Source organism: Marinomonas sp. PE14-40 (genome assembly GCF_051623805.1).
GTDB lineage: Bacteria > Pseudomonadota > Gammaproteobacteria > Pseudomonadales > Marinomonadaceae > Marinomonas.
Genome location: NZ_CP130700.1, coordinates 1,854,045 through 1,877,295 on the forward strand (window position 1 = coordinate 1,854,045; position 23,251 = coordinate 1,877,295).

Consider the following 23,251-nt stretch of genomic DNA (forward strand, 5'->3'; position numbering starts at 1 on the left):
ATCTCCTCTTGATAGAAAAATCGAATTTGTTAGACCTTGCTTTTAACATGCCAAAAACAGAGCTTCATTTGCACATTGAAGGTACATTTGAAGCTGAACAAATGTTTGAATTTGCCCTACGCAATAAGATATCTCTCTCTTACACCTCAATAGAACAACTTAAACAAGCATACTCTTTTAGCAATCTACAAGAATTCCTCGATCTCTACTATCAAGGCATGTCAGTTCTTATTACCGAACAGGACTTTTACGAGCTCACTTTTGCTTATTTAACCAAAGTTCATAGCCAAAACGTGGTGCATGTTGAAATATTTTTTGACCCACAAGGCCATCTTGAAAGAGGTATATCCTTCTCTACCCAGATCAATGGCATTTATCGTGCTTTAAAAGAAGCAGAAACAAACTGGGGAATGAGCTTTAAGCTCATCATGTCTTTTTTAAGACATTTAAGTGAAGAAAGCGCATTTAACACCTTAGAACAAGCAATCCCTCACCTTGAGAAAATTTATGCCGTTGGATTAGATAGCTCTGAGCTTGGCCATCCTCCTGAAAAGTTTTTAAGGGTCTTTAAAGCCTGCAAGAACTTAGGTTTAAAAGTAACCGTTCATGCAGGTGAAGAAGGGCCACCAAAATATATCTGGCAAGCAGTGAATGAACTTAAAGTTGATCGTATCGATCACGGCAATCGCTGCCTAGAAGATGATGAGCTAGTCCAACGTATTAACCATGAGCAATTAACTTTAACTGTGTGCCCTTTATCAAACAAAAAACTTTGTGTCGTTAATGATATGAGCCAGCACCCTATTAAAGAAATGCTCCATAAAGGCCTAGCTGCAACGGTTAACTCTGATGACCCTGCTTATTTTGGTGGCTACATGAATGACAATTATCAAGTATTGATAGAGCAATCAGAACTGACAAAAGATGAACTTAAACAGTTAGCTAAAAATAGCTTTAGCGGTGCTTGGATCAACCCAGATAGGCGACAACTTTTTTTAAATCAAATAGATACTCTATTTGCATAGAAAATCGGGCAGGATATTTTATTTCGCTTAAGCGTATTATCACCTGCCTCTATACTCACCATTCTTTCAATTAACACAAATTTTTGATTTTCGTCCCAATTCAATATGATATTATGATGAAAATTTTAAACTTATAGGTATAGCAATGGGCTTTGACAGCCAACAAATCGAAACTTTTTTTCGTCTTCAAACAAACTCTCGTTATGACGCCATTATGAGCCACTGTAAACAGCAAAAAGATCTTTGGGTGTTGCATGATGAAGATGGCTGTATCCTTGTCGATCTAGGTAAAGACAAGGTATTACCAATATGGCATGACCAGGAGTTAGCCAATCAGTGGCGTGGAAGCGAATATGAAAAGTCCCAAGCTTTACATATTAAGTTTACTGACTTTGTCGAGAAGTGGTTACCAGGTATGGCCAAGGATGGATTCAATCTTGGCATTGCCCCAAACCTAGCAGGAGAAGGCATTGTTGTCAGCCCTGAAGAGTTCGCGACAGACATAGGTGTTAAGTTCTCGTAATAGCAAATAGCAAATAGCAAATATGAAAACTCAAAAAGCCCGATTGTTTATCTCAAACAATCGGGCTTTTTTATTCATGGTTCAATCAGTCAGTTTTAAATTTTCCAACTAAGGTTTGAATTTTCAAACTAAGCTCAGTTGTATGCTGGCTACTATGTGCCGTTTCTTTTGAACCTGCAGCGGTTTTCTCAACGTGTTCATTAATCACTTCAACCGTTCTTCTTATTTCTTCTATTGCCGTATTTTGCTCTTCGGTTGCTGCGGCAATCTGTTGGTTAATATTGCTAATCGAAGCGACGGATGTGGTAATTTCTGTCAACGACTCCCCTGAATCACGACTGTTACCAACACAAGCCAATGCACGGGATTTACTTTCATCCATACGTTCTACTGCATTTTTAGCACCTGTTTGCAGCTTCTCTATCATCAGCTGTATTTCAGACGTTGAATCTTGTGTTCGTTTTGCCAAGGTTCTAACCTCATCCGCAACAACGGCAAAACCACGCCCCTGCTCACCAGCACGAGCAGCTTCAATCGCTGCATTCAGCGCTAATAAGTTAGTCTGATCAGCAATGCCACGAATAACATCCAGTACAGATCCAATATCATCTGAATCTTGAGCTAATTTATTAATAACCCCAGCAGCACTATCAATATCAGATTGTAATAGATGAATGTTTTGAATGGTTTCATCCACAACTAGCAAACCTTTACTCGCTGCTTTATCAGATGTATTGGCTAAGTCAGCACCTTTAGCTGCATTTGTAGCCACCTCTTGAACTGCAGGTAGAATTTGCTCCAAAGCCACCAGCAACTGCTCTATTCCCACTTTTTGTTCAGCAACAGCTTTATCTGTTGAATTAGCTGTCGCACTTAGCTGTGTTGAGGAAGAAGATATATCATCAATGACTTGACGCAACTCGACCACAACATGCTGAATTTGATTCGCAAACAAATTAAAACCTCGACCGAGAGTCGATAGCTCATTAGTTCCCTGATCATTAAGACGCTTACTTAAATCACCATCCCCTTCACCAATATTCAGCATAGCGTTAATGGCTGACTGAAGAGGTCTAAACAAAGCCTGCATGATAAAGAAGATCAAACTAATAATAAGAAGAGCAACAATAATTTGGCTAGCAAAGCCCGCTTTTAGCCAAAGAGAAGCTGAAGCTTGAGACTGCGCTAAATCAGCAGCTGTTCTCTGATCTAACGCTTTGAAGAATTTATCAACCGGGCTAAAAATAGCGTTTACTTCTTGGTGGTATTGATTATCAAATACAATCCTTGCAGCAAACGCTTTTACAGACTCCCCTGAATAAGGCTTAAAAGGCCCCTCAACAAGGCGGCCATGGCGAATTGACTCCATTGCTTGAGTTTCTGTTGCGATCAATAAATTAGAACTTTTGGTTGCCTCATCAAGCAATCTAAATTCAGTTTTAGAAAAGTGTAGCTCCTCCATAATATCGCTTTGTTTTTTACGTTGACCTGGATATAAAGCCGGATTCACATTATTTGGCCTAGCTTTATCACCAGCACGCCACTTCGCAATATCCCAATAAGCATCCCAATATTTTTGCTCACCTGTCACCACATAAGTGCGGCTTAACCTAGTAAGGTCCAAGGATGTTTGCCTAAACTCATCGGCTAATAAATAAGATAAATAACGGGTACGACTACTCTCGTTTTGTTCATCATTCTTGTAAGTAGCAATATTCTGACAAAGAATTGCTATCAGCATGAGCACCATAATGGCGACAAGAATAGCAATTAATCGAGTTTTAATTTTCATCTAAGGACCTTATAAAGAAAAATACAATGAATTCTCCTTAACAAATAAGTAATCACTATTTATAAAGTATAAACAGCCATTCTAATTTGCTAAAAAAGGGTTCATTTTCAAATAACGCATAATTAACAAAGCGCACATTTAATAACACTTAGTAACAGTGGCGAGCAATTATAGAAAATTTTTTTTCATCATAATAGAAAATAAAACAATTAAATCGATAGTTAGGTTAAATTTCTCCACATTTCAAAAGCTGAATCTTATTTCTTTGTTCAGTTTCTTTCAAAACAATCAAAACAAAACACTACAAATACAGTTTATTCATAAGAACAATAACGAAGCCGCATAATGATTTTTTCGTATAGAAGTAGAAAAGGCTTGGTTGTTAAAAACCAGTAAGGTGAGTGTTAAAAGAGAAGCAGGCCTTCTCTTTTAACTTAACTTGAATAAAATTAATTTATAGATCTAGGCTTCAAACCTAGCTTTGACAGATCGCTCTTAAGCAGTTCCTCAAACTAACCGTTCAATATTTTACTTAAAGAAAATAATGATCAGCAATCAGTATTTAAGGCCCATTTTGAGATAGATAAAACTCATTAACCAAGCTGGCCCTATCATAAGAAACTGTAGATCTTTAAAGAATGATGGCTTCTTCCCTTCAACCTTATGTCCATAAAACTGTAAGAACCAGAGAAAGGCAAACCATACAAGAGCAAAGGTTAATAAAAAACCGGGGAAGAGAGATTCAAATCCCAGCATAGAAAAATAGCAAGCCAACAGAAAGACTGTCATTCCAATTGTTAATGAAAAAGACAGTCTTGAATAGAATATCAAAGTAAATACACAGGCAAGTGAGGCAAAGTTTAAATAAGGTGAAATCGAAGTCATTAGGTCTGGCACAGGTATGACATACATAAAAACCATGACAGTCCAAACAATTTGAGGAACACAAAACCAATGAATAGCTTTGTTTAGCTTGTTTTGATGACTCTCTCCGTACTCATCAAGCCAAGTTTGCATAGATTTGGACATTTGAACCACCTTATTTTTATTTTGAATTTTCATCAGCCTAGATCACAAGGCCACTCTTATTAAAGATAACAAGACCCTCAGGAAAAACAGTCGCCCAAGAAGCACTCTTCATTGACCTAACGAGCCAAAGCAAGATAATCTAGCCCTACCTATTCACTATGAGTGCAATGATGTTTAAAAAGCGTGTTTCAATCCATTGGATAAAAGCCATACTTGCCTCGGCCAAGTCACTCGGTATTGAAACAGAAGAGATCTTATCTAAAACACAAATAACGCTAGATTTAGATAAAAACAAACCGGAATACCTCTCGTTACAAGAAACACAGCAAATTTGGTTTCAAGCCGAGAAATTAAGCAACCATGAACACTTTGGCCTGATAATGGGACAAGTCTTTAGACCGTCTTATTTTCATGTGGTAGCTTACCTTGCTATGACCAGCCCAAATTTAAAAGAAGCTTATCAGCACTTCATCAAGTTTTTACCCCTCATTACGGAAGCTGCGAGTCTCTCTTTGTGCTATCAAAGAAATAAAATATGCATTGTTTTCACTCCCCAGATTGATCAAACACCTTTCAGTCGTCATCAATACGAATCAGCTCTAACACTCTTACTTACCTTTACTCGTTGGTTAGTTGGAGATAAGGATTTAGTCCCTGACAAGGTAATGCTTGAACATGGGATGACATCAGATTCAGATGCCTATAAAAATGTCTTTGGCTTGGTTCCTGAGTTCAATCAACAGCAAACCTGTATCTACTTCCCTGTCACCTTATTAGATAAAGAGTTAATAGACAGTGATGCTAGCTTAAATCAATTACATTTATCCCATGCTCAAACCCTATTTCTCAGCCATCAAACCCGAAGCTGGCGTGATAAGACCTTATTCGCATTAGGTCAGTATCATCACCTTAACCTGAGCAAAAAAACAATTGCAGACCATTTAAACGTTAGCCCTCGTACGCTACAAAGACGCCTACAAGAGGAAGACACCAGTTTTCAATCCTTATTAGATGTGCATAAACGCGATCAAGCAATACAGTTAATCAAAGAAACTGACCTCGCCTTTAAGGCCATTGCTCTGCAACTGGGCTTTGCAGAATCCTCAACATTTTATCGTGCAATTAATCGCTGGTTTAACAAAACACCTCAAACCTTAAGGCAAGAAAAGACAGTGTTAAGTGATGTAGGAGATTAGTAGATTTTTCAACTTTTCTCCCCATCATATAAAACAATAAGTTAATTATAATTCGAGATAGCCTTACTAATAGGAAGCTAGGTATATGCAATATTCAAAACTAGGCAGTAGTAATTTATCCGTTTCTAGAGTGTGTTTAGGCTCTATGACTTGGGGCTCACAAAATGTACAAAAAGATGCTGATGAGCAAATAGAGTATGCTCTAGCACAAGGAATAAACTTCATTGATACCGCCGAAATGTACGCTATTCCTCCTACTATAAAAACCTATGGCCGTACTGAAGAAATTATTGGTGATTGGATATCACACCACCCAGAACGTAGAAGTGAATTTATTTTAGCCACAAAGATTACAGGACCAGGTTTACCTTACATTCGCTCAGGAGCCCCCCTTAGTGCTGAAGGCATTTTTGCCGCTGTCGATGCCTCTTTGGCTCGATTGCAATCTGATTACATCGACTTATACCAATTACATTGGCCGAACCGCACAACACCTCATTTTTCCAAGCATCACCCAGGCACTGTGACATTCAGTGACATTGATGGTGCAGAACATTCAAATCAAATGCTGGAAGTTCTTCAAGCCCTTGATGAGTGTATTAAAGCAGGCAAGATACGTCATTATGGATTATCTGACGATACCCCTTGGGGCATCAATGAGTACATTAACTTGAGCGAGAAGCACCAGCTAGCAAGAGCAGTTTCCATCCAAAATGAATTTAGTTTATTGCATGCTAAAGACTGGCCTTATCTCATTGAGAATTGTATCCATCAAGATATAGCCTATTTACCTTGGTCACCTCTAGCAACGGGGGCATTAACGGGTAAATATCTAAATGGCGCAAGACCAGAAGGGGCTCGCTGGAGCTTTGCTACCCAACGTCACGGGCTCTTTAGAGACACCGGCCTAGTTAACCAGGCCGTGTCAGAATATCTTAATGTAGCGCAGAAACATCAATTAACTCCCGCCCAGCTAGCGCTTGCCTGGTGTGATCAAGTAGACGGCGTCACCTCTACGATTATTGGTGCCACCAGCATGCCTCAACTAAAAGAGAATTTAAGTGCATTTGAGTTAAGCCTTAGCGATGAAGTACTAAAAGATGTTAATTCTGTATTTCGTCAGTTCCCTGCTCCCTTTTAATTCACTCAATGCTTTACTTAAGTAAATAGAGATCTTAATCACATTAAAATCTAATATCAGAAGGAAACCTTTACTGTCTTTTGTGATTAGTATTCACAAAAGACAGTAAATAAGGTAAAACGGCCTCATGAAAATACCAAAACGATTACAGCCTCTCGTTGAAGACGGTTTGATAGACGAAGTTATCAGTCGTCTCATGAGCGGCAAAGAAGCCGATGTTTATGTGGTTCGCTCCAATAACGAAATTCAGTGCGCCAAAGTTTACAAAGAAGCCGCTAAACGCAGCTTCAAAAAAGCCGTTCTTTATCAAGAAGGCCGGCGAGTTGGCAATAGCCGGCGCGCGCGCGCGATGGAGAAAGGGTCAAAATATGGCAGAGCTCAACAGGAAGAGGTTTGGCAAAATGCCGAGGTGGATGCTCTTTATAAATTAGCTGCTGCTGGCGTCAGAGTACCCAAGCCTTATGGGTGTTATGATGGCGTGCTATTAATGGAGCTAGTTGCTGATGATGAGGGTGATGTAGCACCACGTTTAAGTGATGTGTTTTTATCCTATGAGCAAGCCATTGAAGACCATGAACTGGTTATGCACTATGTCAAACTCATGCTATGTGCTGGCATGATACACGGAGACCTTTCCGAGTTTAATGTGCTCGTTGATAGTTATGGTCCTGTGATCATTGACTTGCCTCAAGCAGTCAATGCCGCTGCGAATAACAGCGCTTTCGACATGTTAAAACGCGATGTAGAAAATATGGCCTTATATTACGGCCAATATGCGCCTGAGTTGAAGCACAGCCGCTATGCAGAAGAGATGTGGTCACTGTATGAAGACGGAAAGCTCACGCCAGAAACTCAATTAACAGGCCTATTTGAAGATGCAAGTGATTCTGCTGATGTTGATAGTGTACTTGAAGAGATCAAAGCCGCTTTCGCAGAAGAAGAAGAGAGAGTCGAACGTATTCGCTTTGCTAGTGAAGGAGAGGCAATAGAGTAAGGCCGTATCAAAGAACAAGACGATACCATGGGAAGGTGGTAATTCACCTTCCTATTTTCATTTCTAGGTACAAAACTACCCTCTCTTTTTCATTCACCTAGTTGCCAGCCATTTGAAATCGGATAACGTCGATCTCTTCCAAAACTTGCTTGTGTCACTCGTACTCCCAGAGGTGATTGGCGCCGCTTAAATTCGCTTGCGTCGACTAAACTCAATATTCGACATACATTGCTATAACTAATATGTGTTTGCGTCACTATCTCTTCTAAATTTAAGTTCTGCCCTATATAGAGATCAAGCACCTGATCCAGTACTTGATAGTCGCGGATAGATTTAATATCCAGTAATTGAATAACATCTTGATCTAAAGCGTTTTCTTGCAACCAATTGGACGGAATAACTTGCTTAACGCTATTTCGATATTGGCATAAACTAAAAATTTGGCTTTTAAAAATATCTTTTAACACTGAAAAGCTTCCAGACATGCCACCATATAAAGTGGTACACCCTAGCGCCATCTCGCTTTTATTCACGCTCGATAATGCCATCACCCCTAAAGAACTAGCCATTGTCATCAAGGTTAAGGTTCGAATACGCGCCTTTAATTTAGCTCCCGAGCCTTTGCGCTTTTTCCCACCTAATGGTGACATCACTTGATAAGCAAGCATCATAGGTTCAATATCAACTCGCTCAATTCCTACATTTAATTTATTTGCGATACTTATTAAGGCTCCAGAATCTATCTCACTTGTGCTTTCGTCTGTCATGAGCACAGCTTTCACTCTATCAGCACCTAAAGCATCAACTGCAATAACAAAGGTCAGTATTGATTCGAGATGGGTATTTAAGGCGACTAACACTCCTTTAAATTGATTCTTTTCAACATAATCACGTAAACCTAATACTAAGGCTTGATAGAGACGTCTTTCAGTCGATAAATTAGGGATCAAAGCACCGTTTAATGGCTCAACAAGGAATGTCTCTTCGCCACGCAGCGTGACAGAAAAATGAGCGCTTAATTCTACATAATACAAACCCGCTTCAAACCAAGGGGCTTGAAACACCTTCACCCCCTTGTGATCAACAATAAATGAACCGCCTTCATACACTAGCTCATCTTGAGCTCCCATGTAATTAACGTAAAGAATGGGGAGATTTACTTCTAACGCTCTCTTATGAAGTAATGCTTCGCGGACATTTACCTTTTCCATATGAAAAGGTGAAGCATTTAAGTTAAAAATAATTTGTGCGCCCGCTTCTTTTGCTAAAGCACTCGGCTCTTGATGCCAGATATCTTCACTGATGCTAAGCCCAATTCGAATACCATCAATATCAACAACCAGAGCTTGGTTTCCCGCTTCAAAATAGCGCTTATCATCAAACACTCTATAGTTCGGCAATTTCTGTTTATTATATTCCGCGATTAAAACCCCATTAAACAGCACACCAGCGCAATTAAATAAAGCACCGTCAACATGCCTTGGATAACCTAGTATCACATAGATATCTTTCACCTGATCTAATACGGCATCTAATGCTAGTTCAATTGCCTGCTCTAAACTGGGTTTTAATAGTAAGTCTTCAGGTGGGTAACCCATCAAGGTCAGCTCAGGAAAAACAATCACTCTAGCCTCGCCCTCATCTCTTGCTTTAAGTGCTGCGGCAATAACTGTTTGGCTATTTTGTTTAATATCACCGACCAACATATCAACCTGGGCCATCGCTACTTTTAAGGTCATTGCTTTGTTATCCTATCAAGTCTGTTAGAATAGATTTGTTATGTTTAAGTTACCCAATAAAGGGAATATTGATGATCGTACGCTTAATTGTTTTTACTCTTATTTTTCTTCTACTCTGGTGGCTATTTAGAAATATTCGTGCCCTCATCAACCAAAGAAGCGAACAAGTAAATAAAAAAGAAAACAAAAGTCATCCTGAAGAGGAAATGATTTCCTGTAAGGTCTGCGGTGTTTACACCCCAAGAAGCCATGCAGTTAAAGGCCAGAACAATCACTTCTACTGTAGTAAAGAACACTATTTAGAAGACCAATAATTAGAGAATAGGAAACTTCTTCTAATACTTCTAATGATTGATGGGTAAACTCGCAAACCAATACAGTTGCCCATCAGCATGCTCTAACCACCAACAATGAATCATGGGATTTAAAACCGCTTTAGCACAAAGTCTGTATCTATCCTTATCTCCTAGATACTTTTCAAAGAGCCAAACCAGTGCTTCGCCCTGATATTGATAAGTATTAGGCCAAGCAGCTGTGGTTATTTCATCAATCTCTAATTCACAAAATCTAGCACACACAGACGTACTCGCTTGGCTAGAGATGACTTTTGAAACCACTTGAAATTCAAAGGCCTGCCATATGAATTGCTCTTTTAGTACCTTTGTTTGTTGATAACGCCATTGCCTTTGCTGAGCCTGTTTCTGATTAAATTGATAAGAAAGCGAGATCACAAATAAAAGTAAGAGAAGAACAGGTAAACTAATAAAAGCCGCTTTTATTTTAGGTCGATACATCAGCTCACCACAAAGCGAATAATGAACTCACATTTTGGGTAGAAGTGCCAAACCTCTCCTCTGTAATTTACAAACTCTTGTTCAATACTTTTCTCTTCTTGAGAGCACACCTTCTCTGCTACAGCTAACTCTACCCATAAGCCTTTTAACTGGGAGGTAGGATATGTCCCATATTCAACTGTCATTGTGTCAAAAGTACCATCAGAGTCCCTATCCAATAAGGGATAAAATGACATATGGCGAATACCACTCCAGAGTTCAAGAGAATTGCCCAACTCTCCTGGTGTATGCCAAAAAGCATCCTCTAGCTTACCTGGAGCCAAATACCAGATAAAAGTTTGCTTTGATAATACAAGACCACTTCTGCCAAGCACTTCTGAATCATAGAATGTTAAATCTGTACTACTACTTCCAACTTGTTCCACCACGCCTTGTGACGACATATCACAGTTTGAAAAAATCACCTCATCTGTCCATTCACAGGTATAAGGAATTGTTTCAGACAAGCTCGTTACCTGAATAGGATAAGCACAAACACCTAGATGTGCAGCACTGAGCCAATCGCTTTGTGCTATTACTGCTTTGTTATCAATACGCTCCGGCAGTGTTTGCTTAGCAGCTCCAATAGTGAAAGTTAAGCCAGACGCATTGCCACATCCTCGCCAAAACATCGGTGCAAGCTGTGATTGAAAGTGGTCCATCACAGCGGCCTCTAGTTCAATCCGAGATAGCAATCGGCCTTTGGTATTGGCTTGCTGCCTAACGCTTGCTAAAACAGGCAATAGCAGTTGCATGAGCACCATAAGAACAAGCATTGAAACCGCTAGCTCAAACATCAAATAACCAGAAAAAGTACTGGCGGAAAGTTGAGGCTTCACTCATGAACTCCAAACATTAGCTCACTCGATAAAAATTCAACTGTACCAATCGGTGCGATCCAATGAAGAAACCAAGTATCTAAAGATGCTTGAGAGCACGTTACGCACTCGCTAGCCCCTCCCGTTTCAAAGCTTGCTTCAAGCCATAAATAATCTTGTTTGAGTCGACGAACTGTTAATAACTGCTGATCTCGATAGTCTTTTTTAACGGACGACTTGAGCACTTGAATTTGTTCAAATTCTTTCTCATTTTGCTGATTTAACAAACCAATAACCAAAGCAAAAATCACTAAACTCATTAAGGTTTCTATCAGCACCCAACCTGATGAGCTCGCTTTAGAAGCGTGTCTGACTCTTATGAAAGTTGACCTCATTAACAGCCCTCAACTGAGCCTGACGACTCACTCACAGGGTGAAGGTAAAAACGCCCACTTTGATTGACAACAATACGAGCAATTAAACCAAACTGACACAGATAAAATGTGCCATTTTGATAGCCTGAATAGCCTGTTTGATAAAAATCGATCTGCTGTTTAGCAGCCGGAAATCCAGACCAGACAATAGAGATGCCCGATGGGAATAAATGGTAGGTCTTAATCGCGGTATCAGATTGAATAAACCAACCTAATGACCAATCCCCTTCACACTCTTGATTTCGATAATCGCCTGCACAAAGAGAGATAGTTTGTTTAGCTTGCACGGCGTACTGACGAGCAATATTTAATCCACGAGCTAAACTTTGCTGAGCAGCCAATAATTTTTCATAATCAGTTTGGCCAAACCAGTGACTTAAGCTTGATCCTAAAACCTGTTTAGCCATAACCACTAAGATGACAAGCACAATTAACATTTCTACCAAGGTAAAAGCATGCCTTTCGCGCTTAGCGTTTAAAGACATAGGAAACCTCCTTGTTTCCAACGTTTTAAAACTAAGATCAGTGTTAATTCATACCTAGAGAACCTGCGAAAAAGTCCTCCCGCCTCAGCGTGTGGATAAAAGCCGCTAGATTTATGGCGAGGAGCACAACTTAATAGTGATTCTATTGATAAGCTCTTCAACGTAAAGATAGGGCTTTTAGACCACGCCCTTCGGATCTTTCTGAAAAGACTGAGAAGAGGTGACTTTATCGCAGGTTCCCTAGCAACACTAATGTATTATTAAGCCCTGTAAGAGCCGTTAATACCCTAAAATGAGATTTACCTCGAGTCAATAAAGCGTGCCCTATAAGTCTTTAGTATCAACTCAAGCCTTTGATCTTGCTCAAATTTAAGACTGTACAATTTTCTCACTAGTAAACCATTTATTCATTTTCTTGGCGATCTGCCTGGGCTTTTGAAAAGGTAAAGAATGATCACAGCCAGATAACAGCTCAAAAGCCCAACCAGGGTGTTGCTGTGCAAGCGCCTCATAATGTTGCTTCAAAGCGATGTGGCTTAAGTCACCCGCAAGTAATAGCGTTGGCGGTGCAAGTTTTAATAAATTGGCTCTTAATTCATGTGTATCAAGTTGAACATAATCTGTTACTGCATCCAACGCATAAGAGAAGCCATCCGCTCTGTGTGCTAAACGGGACTGCGTCGTTGCCTCTGCAATAGGATATTTACGTCTATTTGGTGCAACGCTGTCAACAAAATGAGCTATGCCCAGTTCCACATCACCTGTTTCACGAATAGTTTTAGCGGCTTTTTTATAATTTTCTCTCAGAGCAAGCAACTCATTATTATCTTGTCTATCTAAGCTTGCAGGCTCCAATAGGCACATTTTATTAATCGCCAAATCGAGATTTTTACCCGTTTTATGCTGCTGAGCTAAGACCTGATTAAGCTTAAGCGATACTAGACCACCTAATGAATAACCAACTAAATCAAAGTGCTTTAATTCTAAATGCTCAATTAGCTGCCATACCTCTTCAGTCAAAGTATCAATAGATACTGCTTCTTCTGATTGATGGTGGGCATAGGTGTCACCCATACCTTTTAAATCAGGCACTATAATTTTATTCCAGCTAGATAAGTGCTCCATAATGGCAGACCAAGTAATTTCACCACCCACACCAGCCCCATGAATAAAGACACCTGTGCGCTGAACTGAAACATTGGGGTTTTCATAAACTCGATAGGCAAGCTTAGTATTAGTAAGATTAAGATAAAAAACTTGGGACAATGGGAATATTCCTTTGTGAATGACGTTCAAGTGATACCACTGATGAGCGAGAGTCGATACAATAGCGTTTTTTCTTGTTTCGATATTATTATGACAGATATTAAGCTTGTAAATCTTCCTTACTTTGAGGAACTCTTTCACCTTTACCCTTTTTATCGAGATCTACCACAGCCTATACTGTTAGACAGTAATCACCCTCATTTCCCAGATACCAAGTGTGATATTCTAGTTGCAGACCCCTTAGCCAAGCTAAGCGCGCACCTAAATGATACACATTGCCAACTTGAATGGCGTGATCTGCCCTTATTTGATCTTGATGACTCTTTACCAGTAATGGAAGGCATTGAAGACGTCATAAATAAAGCATGTCAATTCGACTGGGCAAAGGAAGCAGACGAAAAGCTGCCCTTCACTGGCGGACTCGTTGGCTATTTTGGTTACGATGGTGGTCACTTTGTTGAGAGTTTGCCCAACACAGTAGCACACGATGTTAACCTGCCTATTATTCAGGCTGGCCTTTATGGTTGGGCAATTATCAGTCTACATGAAACAAAACAGACTATTTTAATGCACACGCCCTGGTGTCAAGAAGAGCAAGTTCAGGATATTTTAGCTCGCTATGAGATATTCAAAAGCGCTCAGACTAAGTTACAAAATGAATGCAATACAAGCCCAGATTCAACCGATCCGCTTAAGACTAGATTCGAGCTTAAGCGTCACTTTGAATCTAATATGCAAACCAATGAATACGCGGCTAAATTTGAAAAAGTCATGCAGTATATTCAAGCGGGTGACTGCTATCAGGTCAATCTAGCCCAACGTTTTAGCAGCCAATACCTAGGTGATACGCTACAGGCTTACCAAAGTCTACGAAAAAGCTGCCCTACGCCGTTTTCAGCCTATATGGAAATCGATAAACTGGGGAGCATACTAAGCCATTCACCAGAGCGTTTTCTGCAAGTTGATCAAGGCAAAGTAGAGTCAAAGCCAATAAAAGGCACTCGAGCTAGAGGCAAAACACCAGCAGAAGACGAAGCATTGGCACAAGAATTGCTAAATTCTACTAAGGATAAAGCAGAAAACTTGATGATAGTCGATTTGCTACGTAATGACATGGGACGAACCTGTGACACAGGATCAATTAAAGTGCCTAAGCTATTTGCCCTAGAAACTTACCCAAATGTCCATCATCTTGTTTCAACAATTACCGGCAGTATCCAAGAAAAGCACAAGCACTTTAATGTGTTTAGACATAGCTTTCCGGGTGGTTCGATAACAGGCGCACCAAAAATTAGAGCGATGCAAATCATAGATGAGCTAGAGCCGCACGAGCGCTCGGTTTATTGCGGATCAATTGCATACTTCAGTTTAAATGGGCAAATGGATTCAAGCATCACAATTAGAAGCTTGGTTGCCGATAAAGAAAACATACACTGTTGGGCCGGAGGAGGCCTTGTTGCCGACTCTCAATGCGAAGAAGAATTTCGTGAAACTTTCACAAAAGTGAAGCGTTTGACCCATACTTTGGAAACAGAATTTCTAAGTTAAGGGATACTATGAAGGATGTAGAAACATTTTTGGCTTCCCCTGCGATCTCTCCGAGTATCGAAGAGATCTCGCGGGCGCTTGATAGCAAATTTTACACACCTGACGTTCAGAACCCAGATCAGAAATTAGCACCGAGTGAATATGATTTAACCTTTAAACCTGCGTCAGTCCTATTACCTATCTGGCATTCGCCAACCGCAGGTTTGCAAGTGTTATTAACGCAAAGAGCGAAGCACATGCGTAACCACCCAGGTCAAATTGCCTTTCCTGGTGGCCAAATGGATGCGACCGATGCCACAGTGATTGCCACGGCTCTTAGAGAAACAGAAGAGGAAGTTGGCCTTAAGCCACAAAACTTTAATGTTATTGGTCAACTCGGTGATTATTTCACCACCTCTGGTTTCTGTGTCAGCCCTGTCATCGCAGAAGTAACAAAGCTCACACCTATCATGATTTGTTATGATGAGGTTGAGTCAGCTTATTGGGTTCCTTTGGATTATTTGCTCAATCCGAAGAACTTCAAATTTGAACATAGAATACTCGCCGACAAGCCCAGAGGATTTTTTGAAGTTACTTATGAAAATATTCATATCTGGGGTGTAACGGCCGGAATCTTATATTGCCTATACCAAGCACTCACAAATGAGAGCTAATTAAACCACTGTTTTGATAAATAAAAATCATTCTCACAGTTAATCCAAGAAAGCATAAGGTTAGTGTGCTTTCTTATTTCATTAGCGTGTCACATCTTGCTATGGTTGCGCTAAAAGAGGCTAACCATTTAGGCGCAATACAATGACACCATTTGATTTAGATGCTTTCACCCAAGCAAACACGGAAGATGCGGCACAAAAAATTATTCACAACGCATTAAAAGAATTCGACAACATTGCTATCTCATTTAGTGGCGCTGAAGATGTTGTATTAATTGATATGGCCGTAAAAGCCAAAAAGGATATTCAAGTATTCTCTCTAGATACTGGACGTCTGCACCCAGAAACTTATCGTTTTATCGAACAAGTTAGAAAACACTATAACTTAAAAATCGATATCTTAAGCCCTGATCGTGAAGCTTTAGAAGCCTTTACCCGTGAAAAAGGCCTATTTAGCTTTTTTGATGATGGCCATAAAGAATGCTGTGGCATTCGTAAAGTTGCCCCTCTGCGTAAAAAGTTACACACACTTGATGCATGGATTACAGGCCAACGTAAAGATCAAAGCCATGGCACACGAACTCAACTTGCTATCGCAGAGCTTGACGATGCGTTTAGCCTAGAAGATAAGCCTTTATACAAGTTTAACCCTCTTGCAAATTGGTCATCTGAAGATGTTTGGAATTACATCAAGATGTTTGATGTACCTTACAACGAGCTACACGCAAAAGGCTATATCAGTATTGGTTGTGAACCTTGCACTCGTCCTGTACTTCCTAATCAGCATGAGAGAGAAGGTCGCTGGTGGTGGGAAGAATCTGAGCATAAGGAATGTGGCCTACACGCTTCAAACCTTATCCCAGTCAATAATCAATAACTTCTTCAGACTTAATAAAGAGAAGCTTATTCCACTAAGCTTCTCTTTATTGTTTGTAGTGCTATCATAGAGTTTTAACGAAAAGCCCTATTATATGTACAAAATTCTTGTAAGCGCCTGCCTTGATGGACACCCTGTTCGATACGATGGCAAGGATAATGCGCTACCCTCTTTAATCTGGAAAAAATGGCAAGAAGAAGGCCGTTTAGTCAGTGTTTGCCCTGAAGTTGCAGGCGGTTTAAGTACTCCTAGAGCAGCAGCAGAAATCATTTCAGATAAACAATCAAGCAACTACCTTGAAGTCATGACCATTGATGGTGAAACGGTCACTCAAGCATTTGAAAAAGGGGCTCAGCTGGCCTGCAATCTTGCTGTTAAAGAAGATATTAAACTTGCCATTCTTAAAGCTAACAGTCCTTCTTGCGGTAACAATCACATCTATAACGGTCAATTCTCGGGCACAAAAATACCTGGCCAAGGTATTACGGCCGCAGCACTTAATAAGCTTCAGGTTAAAGTGTTTAATGAAAACCAGTTAGAGCAAGCTGAGCAATACCTTAACTCGATAGAACAAGAACACCTCTTATCTAAGCTGTCTGTGGCCAGCGAGTCATAAGGTCCAGATACTCCTTTTCTAAGTCTTGAGCATGCTGATACAGGGTTTTACCCGCTAGTGTCAGCTCAATTTTACGGCCATGACGAATTAATAATACTCGCCCAAGCTCTTGCTCTAACTTTTGAATATGCTGACTAACTGCTGGTTGAGTTATGCCTAGTGAACGTGCTGTTTGGGTAAAACTTTCTTGTTCCACCAAAAGTTTAAACGTAATTAAATGTTGGCTGTTTAACACGGCGTCATCCATAAGATTTCAAATATAAGCTCAAATTATGGCAGCTCTATTTATAACGAACATTGACCTAAATCGTCTTTTCGTGAAAGATGAAGGCTAACTGCCCAAATCCTTAACGAGGAGATCCAAAAGTGACTGATTCTGCACCCCAGAATATGTTCAATGTATGGCAAGAGCGTCAATCAGGTCCAATTGAGTCGAGAGATAATGACTATAGAACACCTTATCAAAGGGACAGGGCGAGAATCATTCACAGTGCAGCCTTTAGACGGCTGCAATCCAAAACCCAAATACTCGCTATACGTCAAAATGACTATAGTCGTACTAGATTAACCCACTCTTTAGAAGTCGCTCAAATCGGCAATGGATTAGTGCACCACTTACGTAGCGCTAGTTTTGAGGATGCAGAATTTCAAGCATGGCTACCGGATGAGTCTTTAATCGAAACCATATGCTTAAGCCATGATATTGGTCACCCACCCTTTGGTCATGGTGGAGAAGTTGCGCTAAATTACCTGATGACAGAGCACGGAGGTTTTGAAGGCAACGCTCAGTCTTTACGCATTCTTGGTAAACGAGGATCTTACTCTCTAGAGTTTGGCATGGATGTTACCCGCCGAAGCTTATTAGGTATTTTAAAATACCCAGTGGTACACCAAGACGTTGTTGGCGAATATGAAGCAAAGCAAGCCTCTTTCCGCCAATTCAAAGCTGTACTTTGGTCGCCGCCTAAGTGTGTTTACAATGATGAAAAGGACTTACTTGACTGGATTTTAGCCCCCTTTTCTCAATCAGATCGAAATGCCTTTAAACAAATAAATAAACAACCAGGTAGCCGCCACGCTAAATCATGCCATTCAGGTTTTGATACCAGCATTATGGATCTTGCCGATGACATTGCTTATGGGGTCCATGACCTTGAAGATGCCATAGTGCTTGGTATGGTTACTCTAAGCATGTGGCAAACCCACTTAGAACCTAAACTTCTCGAGGCCGGATGTACTGCACTAGATGACAATATTGCAATGATACGAGATAAGCTTTTTAGTGGAAAAAGCCACCTTAGAAAAGATGCTATCGGTTTTTTAGTCAGTCATTTCATCACCTCATGTCAAATCACTGAAAACTCAAGTTTCGAACACCCCCTTCTAAGGTTTCAAGCAAAGCTTCCAGTACCTGAAGCCACAGCACTTAACGCACTAAAAGCATTTGAAATGAAGCACATCATCTTCAAACCCGAGGTGCAAATGTTGGTTTATAAGGGTCAACAAATGTTACTTGAAATGTTTGAAGCACTAAGTGCTGATCCACAAAGATTGCTACCACAAGATTTGGCAATCGAATGGCTAGAGGCCGAGACTAAAGACAAAAACGGCCACAGAATTATATGTGACTATATGGCTTCGATGACGGATGATTACGCCAGTCGCCTTTATAACAAGCTTTTCGTCCCTAGCCTTGGTTCTGTTTTCGAACCGATGTAGTTAGCCTATTTAAGGGATTCATTTTACAAGCACAAAAAAAGGGCCAATGGCCCTTTTTTAATAACAAGGTATCTTGCTTAGCTCTCTTGCATCCATTGTTTAAATACTCAGTGTTCTAAACCTCAGTTTTTAAACGCTTACCCAAAAGGCAAATATCAAATTGTTGGCTCGATACTTTTGCGGCTTTGGGCAATAAACCCCATTCTTCAAATCCATGTAAATCAAACAAAGCCAAGCTAGATTTGTTTGCTTGAAAAACAAATGCCATAAGATGAGAAACACCCAATAGCGTCATATCTTTTTCAAGCCGATTGAGCAGTGCCTTTCCTATCCCACGCCTATGATTCTCTGGGCAAACATAAACCCCTACTTCAACACAATCTGAAAAAGTCGGTAACCCATGAAAATCATCAACATTAGCCCAACCCAAAATTGAATTTTCATACTCAAAAACCCAGAAAGGTCTCTCTAGATGCCCAGCTTCTAACCAGTCCAATACATCTAATAGTTTAATAGGTGTTAAGTGTCCTGTGGCTAACCCTGTCTCAATCGCTTGATTATAAATAGATAGGATATCAGGGGCATCTTCCAACTCAGCGAGTCGAATATGCCCCTGCTTTAATAGCGTCACAACTAGCCTTGCTCTAACAAACGACGAAGGTCAATAATGGCTGCGTTTGCACGTGAAATATAAGATGCCATAACCAAAGAGTGGTTAGCTAACATACCAAAACCACTACCATTCAATATCATTGGAGACCAGACGGTCGCCTGACTTGCTTCTAATTCACGAATAATTTGTCGCAAACTTACCAACGCATTCTTATCTTGTAGAGTAAAGACAAAGTCGACTTCAACAGCCCTAAGCATATGAATCAAAGCCCAGCTAGCGCCTCTCGCCTCATAAAAAACATCATCAATTTTAAGCCAAGGTGTCTTTACTTTTTGTTGAGACATTTCTTGAGTCGATTGCTGAGCGTTAGCATCACCGGCAAGATCTGTATTTTCACGTGTTTGAGCAACACTTGCTGACAAGCGCTGAGACAAACTACCTAAACGCGTTTCAACATCTTGTAACCAGTTTTGCAAATTATCTGAGCGAGCATAAAATTGAGCACCACCTTCGCCGCGTACAGCAAGTCTATCAAGGTATTTTAAAAGCTCTTCATTACCACGTTGATATTCACTTTCACTAGAAGGAAGCGCCCAACTAGTATGATCAAAGTTAAACTGTGGCTCTACAACCTTAAGATTTTGGTCTTCTGTTGACTGAGACTGAGAGCGACTAAAATCTTTACGTAATGCACGAGACAAGTCACGTACCTGCACAAGTACGCCAAACTCCCAAGCAGGAATATTATCAACTAAAGCACCAGGCGGTAATATATCATTGCTTAAAAAACCACCAGGCTTTTCAAGCAAGGTATCCACCAAGGTATAGAGAGTATTCGTTGTGGTATAACCTACCACAAGCTTTTTACTGTTATTAAGGTAACCTCTCTGTTCTGCCTGTTGCTTTGCCGCTGACACGACATCAAACTGATCAGGTTCATTACTCCAATAAACACCCAGAGCGGTCCAGGCAATACACAATACGCCAACAAGTATGGCGATCCACTTCCCCACACTAGACAGTCGTCCAGCTCCTTGCAAAAAAGACAACTTATCTGCGAATTTCATCATGTTAATTACACCTTAACCTTGTTTAACTTCAATCATATGTTGTGCACGTCGATATATCATTCCACGTACACGAAAATCTTCCGTACGACTATTGATAATGCGATAAAGCAGTCTCGCTTCTTTATCATTCGGCCAAAAGATCTCAATATTAAGTTGATCTTTCTCAATTCTATCAATAATTGGTTGTAACTTTTGAATTACAAGCGCTTCAGGCAAACTAAACAAGTTCTGCGGCAAATAAAATTTTGTTTGCAAACTTTTTGACTTATTTTGAGCATTTTGTGTCGTTTTTGATGTTCGCTTTATACCTGCGCGCCAATCTTTAATCTCTCGCTTTGTTTGTATTATTAAAGGATCACTTTCATCAACAAAACTTGCCGCAGCAAGATATTTATTAGCATTTCTTGTTTGTCCCTGCTTAGCCTTATCTAATGCCCAAGCGGTGTAATAGCGAATAATTTCTTTTATACCATTCTGCGCAGAAGAGTTATCAGGTTCTCGGCCTAAAGCGGCTTGAAAATACAGGTTAGCGTTATCATCTTCTGGCGTAAGAAGCTTTTGTTGCGCTAATGCAGTCTCACCTCTTTCTAATAAGCTCAAAGTAATAGGGTCTGATGAAATCGAAGTATCGGTAGGCTTCTCTGTCATCACCTTTGGCTCAACAACTAATAGACTTTCTTCATCAAGCTCTTCAACTTGCATTAAACTATCAATTTGCTTTACGTCTACAGCCTGCTTCAAACTAACATTTGAAATAAAACCAGCGTTACTACCAACATCTTTAGACACTATTGTGCCTGACTCTGGCTGCAGAGTACTTTCAGCAGCGCTGACTTGTGTTGTAGAAACTGATTGGCAAGCACTCAATAATAAAATAAAAAACACCGCCAGCAATGATTTCAAACTTCTCTCCTCAAAACTTTCATAAAAAGTCATTTTATTGGCAACTAATTTCACAATCATATGTCTGACACGTTAACATTAGCCCGTTTCAGATTTTAGCATCACTATACAGATGGAATTTATGCGATACCTTACCCTGCTTATTTTATTCTTAACCAGTGCATCATTGCACGCATTGGATTTAAAACTTCCATTTAATTCAAAAAATGAATTTTTACCCGTACAAGAAGCATTTCAGTTTAGTTTTAGTCCTAAAGAAAACAACCAGATTGAAGTCATGTGGGATATTGCTGATGGTTACTATCTTTATCAACACCAATTTAAACTAGTTGATCAAAGTGAATTAAATAGCCAAATTCGCTTCGCCCCTTTTTCTCAAGGTTTAGATAAAACAGACCCATATTTTGGCGATGTCATCGTCTATCGAGATCAATTCAAAGCAACCCTAGTTTATGATGAAAATCTACCAGCTGGCACGTTAATCAAAACCCAGGTTAAGTATCAAGGCTGCGCAGATAAAGGACTTTGTTACCCTCCTCAATCTCTTCCAATTGAAGTTACCGTTACAAATAATAAAGCTCAGTCAGCCATTTCACCTACTTTGAGTCTAGATCCAGCACTACCTGCACCATCACAAACCAGCGAAATCATTAACCTAATTCAAAGTGGCAGCGGCCTAACTATCATAATGACACTCTTTGGTTTGGGCCTTTTGCTCTCATTAACCCCTTGCGTACTACCTATGGTGCCTATTGTTTCAGCTATTGTTGTTGGTTCGCAGAAAAAGCCTTGGCAAGGCGTTTACTATACTCTTTTATACATTTTTGCCATGGCGTCTACTTATGCCGCTTTAGGCGCAATAGCTGGCTTCTTTGGCACCAAATACAACATACAAGCTTATTTGCAAAGCCCCACAGTCCTGCTGATTAGTGCAAGTATCTTTGCCTTATTATCACTCGCCATGTTTGGCATTTTTGATATAAAGCTTCCCTCTCGTTTACAGAACAAATTAGAGAACCTGAGTAATAGCAACAGTAAGCACAAAAGCATCAGTGTCATTATCACTGGTGTCGTGGCTACCTTGATTGTTTCACCCTGTGTATCTGCACCTCTGGCTGGCATTATTTTATACGTCAGCGCTCAAGCAGACCCTCTTTATGGGGCTGGGCTCATGTTTGTCTTAGCATTAGGCATGGCAACGCCTTTACTGTTAGTCGCATTATTTGGCCGTAAAATTTTACCTCGTGCTGGAGAGTGGCTAAACGACATTAAAGCTTTGATGGGATTTGCGCTTTTAGGCGTGGCTATTTGGTTAGTTGGCCGCCTTAATTTAGGTCACTACGAATTAATCATATGGAGCGTATTCTTTGCTTTCTTAGGCGCTTATTTCCTCATGCGCTACCAACTAAACAAACATAATGTTTTACGCTTAGGCTTAGGTATCATTATGCTTATGATAGCGCTGCTACAAGCAATTGGCGGCGCATCTGGAGGTCGCAATGCCTTAGCTCCGCTTCACCATTTAACCCTCAATCAAGCAGGGCCAAAAACAGACATTCAAGCACTGAATTTTACTGATATTTATTCTCTTGAAGAGTTAGATAACATCATCGCCAACAACCCAAAAGACAAACCTATCATGCTCGACTTTTATGCTGACTGGTGTATTAGCTGCATAGTAATGGAAGAAGAAATCTTTTTAGCACCGGATGTCGTCCCTCTGTTAAATCAATTCACCTTAGTCAGAGCCGATGTCACAGACAACTCGGCCGACAACAAAGCCCTTCTGCAAGCTTTTTCATTATATGGGCCACCCAGTGTTTTGTTTTTCTCTGGTGCAGGTAAACATTTAAAGGATATAGCTTTAGTTGGCGAACCCTCGAAAAAAGAAGTAGTCGATCGACTTAATTACAGCCTGAAGCAAAATTAGTAACACGAAAAACGAACGAAGAGTTTACTAAAGATTGAAAAATAAAC

Annotated in this window: 24 protein-coding genes; 12 read left to right on the forward strand and 12 right to left on the reverse strand. The window is 40.2% G+C overall.

The window, feature by feature from the left end:
• Positions 1–8 precede the first annotated feature (8 nt).
• Entirely contained in the window at positions 9–1,025 is a 1,017-nt protein-coding gene (locus Q0A08_RS08465; protein ID WP_438466267.1) for an adenosine deaminase, read from the forward strand.
• A 145-nt stretch (positions 1,026–1,170) separates the two neighbouring features.
• A complete protein-coding gene (locus Q0A08_RS08470; protein WP_438466269.1) occupies positions 1,171–1,548 on the forward strand; it encodes a DUF2750 domain-containing protein in 378 nt (125 codons plus the stop codon).
• Positions 1,549–1,633: 85 nt separating this feature from the next.
• Here Q0A08_RS08470 and Q0A08_RS08475 read toward each other — a convergent pair whose 3' ends face one another.
• Both Q0A08_RS08475 and Q0A08_RS08480 read right to left on the reverse strand, forming a co-directional pair.
• Positions 1,634–3,340 (reverse strand): methyl-accepting chemotaxis protein, encoded by a 1,707-nt coding sequence (locus tag Q0A08_RS08475; protein ID WP_438466271.1) that lies wholly within the window; start codon positions 3,338–3,340, stop codon positions 1,634–1,636.
• Positions 3,341–3,895: 555 nt separating this feature from the next.
• Entirely contained in the window at positions 3,896–4,369 is a 474-nt protein-coding gene (locus Q0A08_RS08480) for a DUF962 domain-containing protein (protein WP_438466273.1), read from the reverse strand.
• A 170-nt stretch (positions 4,370–4,539) separates the two neighbouring features.
• Here Q0A08_RS08480 and Q0A08_RS08485 point away from each other — a divergent pair, with 170 nt between their 5' ends.
• The 3 genes from Q0A08_RS08485 to Q0A08_RS08495 all read left to right on the forward strand — a co-directional run bounded on the left by Q0A08_RS08485 (position 4,540) and on the right by Q0A08_RS08495 (position 7,700).
• Entirely contained in the window at positions 4,540–5,565 is a 1,026-nt protein-coding gene (locus tag Q0A08_RS08485) for an AraC family transcriptional regulator (protein WP_438466275.1), read from the forward strand.
• An 85-nt stretch (positions 5,566–5,650) separates the two neighbouring features.
• Positions 5,651–6,706, forward strand: coding sequence for an aldo/keto reductase (locus Q0A08_RS08490; protein WP_438466277.1), 1,056 nt, complete (start codon positions 5,651–5,653; stop codon positions 6,704–6,706).
• A 127-nt stretch (positions 6,707–6,833) separates the two neighbouring features.
• Complete coding sequence (locus Q0A08_RS08495; RefSeq protein ID WP_438466279.1) at positions 6,834–7,700, forward strand: PA4780 family RIO1-like protein kinase; 867 nt, start codon at positions 6,834–6,836, stop codon at positions 7,698–7,700.
• 89 nt (positions 7,701–7,789) lie between these two features.
• Here the strand turns inward: Q0A08_RS08495 and Q0A08_RS08500 are convergent, their stop codons facing one another.
• Positions 7,790–9,439: an NAD+ synthase gene (locus tag Q0A08_RS08500; RefSeq protein WP_438466281.1), complete on the reverse strand. Its 1,650-nt coding sequence runs from the start codon at positions 9,437–9,439 to the stop codon at positions 7,790–7,792.
• A gap of 71 nt (positions 9,440–9,510) precedes the next feature.
• Here Q0A08_RS08500 and Q0A08_RS08505 point away from each other — a divergent pair, with 71 nt between their 5' ends.
• Positions 9,511–9,753: a PP0621 family protein gene (locus Q0A08_RS08505; RefSeq protein WP_438466283.1), complete on the forward strand. Its 243-nt coding sequence runs from the start codon at positions 9,511–9,513 to the stop codon at positions 9,751–9,753.
• Between the two features lie 30 nt (positions 9,754–9,783).
• Here the strand turns inward: Q0A08_RS08505 and Q0A08_RS08510 are convergent, their stop codons facing one another.
• The 5 genes from Q0A08_RS08510 to Q0A08_RS08530 all read right to left on the reverse strand — a co-directional run bounded on the left by Q0A08_RS08510 (position 9,784) and on the right by Q0A08_RS08530 (position 13,275).
• Entirely contained in the window at positions 9,784–10,233 is a 450-nt protein-coding gene (locus Q0A08_RS08510; protein ID WP_438466285.1) for a hypothetical protein, read from the reverse strand.
• The gene (locus tag Q0A08_RS08515; RefSeq protein WP_438466287.1) at positions 10,233–11,111 is read right to left on the reverse strand and encodes a hypothetical protein; all 879 of its coding nucleotides are present in this window, start codon (positions 11,109–11,111) and stop codon (positions 10,233–10,235) included. The genes Q0A08_RS08510 and Q0A08_RS08515 overlap by 1 nt, the downstream gene beginning before the upstream one ends.
• The gene (locus Q0A08_RS08520; protein WP_438466289.1) at positions 11,108–11,485 is read right to left on the reverse strand and encodes a hypothetical protein; all 378 of its coding nucleotides are present in this window, start codon (positions 11,483–11,485) and stop codon (positions 11,108–11,110) included. Before Q0A08_RS08520 ends, Q0A08_RS08515 begins: the two co-directional genes overlap by 4 nt.
• Positions 11,485–12,009 carry a GspH/FimT family pseudopilin gene (locus Q0A08_RS08525; RefSeq protein ID WP_438466291.1) on the reverse strand — a complete coding sequence of 175 codons (525 nt, stop codon included), beginning with the start codon at positions 12,007–12,009 and terminating at the stop codon, positions 11,485–11,487. The genes Q0A08_RS08520 and Q0A08_RS08525 overlap by 1 nt, the downstream gene beginning before the upstream one ends.
• Positions 12,010–12,378: 369 nt before the next feature.
• Positions 12,379–13,275, reverse strand: coding sequence for an alpha/beta fold hydrolase (locus tag Q0A08_RS08530; RefSeq protein WP_438466293.1), 897 nt, complete (start codon positions 13,273–13,275; stop codon positions 12,379–12,381).
• A 90-nt stretch (positions 13,276–13,365) separates the two neighbouring features.
• Here Q0A08_RS08530 and pabB point away from each other — a divergent pair, with 90 nt between their 5' ends.
• The 4 genes from pabB (at position 13,366) to Q0A08_RS08550 (ending at position 16,969) form a co-directional block, all read left to right on the forward strand.
• A complete protein-coding gene (gene pabB / locus Q0A08_RS08535) occupies positions 13,366–14,823 on the forward strand; it encodes an aminodeoxychorismate synthase component I (protein ID WP_438466294.1) in 1,458 nt (485 codons plus the stop codon).
• A gap of 8 nt (positions 14,824–14,831) precedes the next feature.
• Entirely contained in the window at positions 14,832–15,476 is a 645-nt protein-coding gene (locus tag Q0A08_RS08540) for a CoA pyrophosphatase (protein WP_438466296.1), read from the forward strand.
• A gap of 142 nt (positions 15,477–15,618) precedes the next feature.
• On the forward strand, positions 15,619–16,353 hold the full coding sequence (locus tag Q0A08_RS08545; RefSeq protein ID WP_438466298.1) for a phosphoadenylyl-sulfate reductase: 735 nt from the start codon (positions 15,619–15,621) through the stop codon (positions 16,351–16,353).
• Between the two features lie 94 nt (positions 16,354–16,447).
• Positions 16,448–16,969: a DUF523 domain-containing protein gene (locus Q0A08_RS08550; RefSeq protein ID WP_438466300.1), complete on the forward strand. Its 522-nt coding sequence runs from the start codon at positions 16,448–16,450 to the stop codon at positions 16,967–16,969.
• Here the strand turns inward: Q0A08_RS08550 and Q0A08_RS08555 are convergent.
• A complete protein-coding gene (locus Q0A08_RS08555; protein WP_438466302.1) occupies positions 16,941–17,216 on the reverse strand; it encodes a LysR family transcriptional regulator in 276 nt (91 codons plus the stop codon). The genes Q0A08_RS08550 and Q0A08_RS08555 overlap by 29 nt on opposite strands.
• 119 nt (positions 17,217–17,335) lie before the next feature.
• Here Q0A08_RS08555 and Q0A08_RS08560 point away from each other — a divergent pair, with 119 nt between their 5' ends.
• Positions 17,336–18,688 carry an anti-phage deoxyguanosine triphosphatase gene (locus Q0A08_RS08560; RefSeq protein ID WP_438466304.1) on the forward strand — a complete coding sequence of 451 codons (1,353 nt, stop codon included), beginning with the start codon at positions 17,336–17,338 and terminating at the stop codon, positions 18,686–18,688.
• A gap of 115 nt (positions 18,689–18,803) precedes the next feature.
• Here Q0A08_RS08560 and Q0A08_RS08565 read toward each other — a convergent pair whose 3' ends face one another.
• From Q0A08_RS08565 to Q0A08_RS08575, 3 genes are read right to left on the reverse strand one after another with little or no spacing between them, the layout of a single operon-like run.
• Positions 18,804–19,319 carry a GNAT family N-acetyltransferase gene (locus Q0A08_RS08565; RefSeq protein ID WP_438466306.1) on the reverse strand — a complete coding sequence of 172 codons (516 nt, stop codon included), beginning with the start codon at positions 19,317–19,319 and terminating at the stop codon, positions 18,804–18,806.
• A gap of 2 nt (positions 19,320–19,321) precedes the next feature.
• Positions 19,322–20,371: a DUF2333 family protein gene (locus tag Q0A08_RS08570; protein ID WP_438466308.1), complete on the reverse strand. Its 1,050-nt coding sequence runs from the start codon at positions 20,369–20,371 to the stop codon at positions 19,322–19,324.
• A gap of 12 nt (positions 20,372–20,383) precedes the next feature.
• Complete coding sequence (locus tag Q0A08_RS08575; RefSeq protein WP_438466310.1) at positions 20,384–21,274, reverse strand: hypothetical protein; 891 nt, start codon at positions 21,272–21,274, stop codon at positions 20,384–20,386.
• A gap of 121 nt (positions 21,275–21,395) precedes the next feature.
• Here Q0A08_RS08575 and dsbD point away from each other — a divergent pair, with 121 nt between their 5' ends.
• Complete coding sequence (gene dsbD / locus Q0A08_RS08580) at positions 21,396–23,204, forward strand: protein-disulfide reductase DsbD (RefSeq protein ID WP_438466312.1); 1,809 nt, start codon at positions 21,396–21,398, stop codon at positions 23,202–23,204.
• Positions 23,205–23,251 lie beyond the last annotated feature (47 nt).

Bases quoted from the DNA above. Each gene is read 5' to 3' on its own strand.
- Q0A08_RS08470 (WP_438466269.1), top strand. From the start codon at position 1,171: ATGGGCTTTGACAGCCAACAAATCGAAACTTTTTTTCGTCTTCAAACA.
- Q0A08_RS08475 (WP_438466271.1), bottom strand. From the start codon at position 3,340: ATGAAAATTAAAACTCGATTAATTGCTATTCTTGTCGCCATTATGGTG.
- Q0A08_RS08480 (WP_438466273.1), bottom strand. From the start codon at position 4,369: ATGTCCAAATCTATGCAAACTTGGCTTGATGAGTACGGAGAGAGTCAT.
- Q0A08_RS08485 (WP_438466275.1), top strand. From the start codon at position 4,540: ATGTTTAAAAAGCGTGTTTCAATCCATTGGATAAAAGCCATACTTGCC.
- Q0A08_RS08490 (WP_438466277.1), top strand. From the start codon at position 5,651: ATGCAATATTCAAAACTAGGCAGTAGTAATTTATCCGTTTCTAGAGTG.
- Q0A08_RS08495 (WP_438466279.1), top strand. From the start codon at position 6,834: ATGAAAATACCAAAACGATTACAGCCTCTCGTTGAAGACGGTTTGATA.
- Q0A08_RS08500 (WP_438466281.1), bottom strand. From the start codon at position 9,439: ATGACCTTAAAAGTAGCGATGGCCCAGGTTGATATGTTGGTCGGTGAT.
- Q0A08_RS08505 (WP_438466283.1), top strand. From the start codon at position 9,511: ATGATCGTACGCTTAATTGTTTTTACTCTTATTTTTCTTCTACTCTGG.
- Q0A08_RS08510 (WP_438466285.1), bottom strand. From the start codon at position 10,233: ATGTATCGACCTAAAATAAAAGCGGCTTTTATTAGTTTACCTGTTCTT.
- Q0A08_RS08520 (WP_438466289.1), bottom strand. From the start codon at position 11,485: ATGAGGTCAACTTTCATAAGAGTCAGACACGCTTCTAAAGCGAGCTCA.
- Q0A08_RS08525 (WP_438466291.1), bottom strand. From the start codon at position 12,009: ATGTCTTTAAACGCTAAGCGCGAAAGGCATGCTTTTACCTTGGTAGAA.
- pabB (WP_438466294.1), top strand. From the start codon at position 13,366: ATGACAGATATTAAGCTTGTAAATCTTCCTTACTTTGAGGAACTCTTT.
- Q0A08_RS08540 (WP_438466296.1), top strand. From the start codon at position 14,832: ATGAAGGATGTAGAAACATTTTTGGCTTCCCCTGCGATCTCTCCGAGT.
- Q0A08_RS08545 (WP_438466298.1), top strand. From the start codon at position 15,619: ATGACACCATTTGATTTAGATGCTTTCACCCAAGCAAACACGGAAGAT.
- Q0A08_RS08550 (WP_438466300.1), top strand. From the start codon at position 16,448: ATGTACAAAATTCTTGTAAGCGCCTGCCTTGATGGACACCCTGTTCGA.
- Q0A08_RS08555 (WP_438466302.1), bottom strand. From the start codon at position 17,216: ATGGATGACGCCGTGTTAAACAGCCAACATTTAATTACGTTTAAACTT.
- Q0A08_RS08570 (WP_438466308.1), bottom strand. From the start codon at position 20,371: ATGATGAAATTCGCAGATAAGTTGTCTTTTTTGCAAGGAGCTGGACGA.
- dsbD (WP_438466312.1), top strand. From the start codon at position 21,396: ATGCGATACCTTACCCTGCTTATTTTATTCTTAACCAGTGCATCATTG.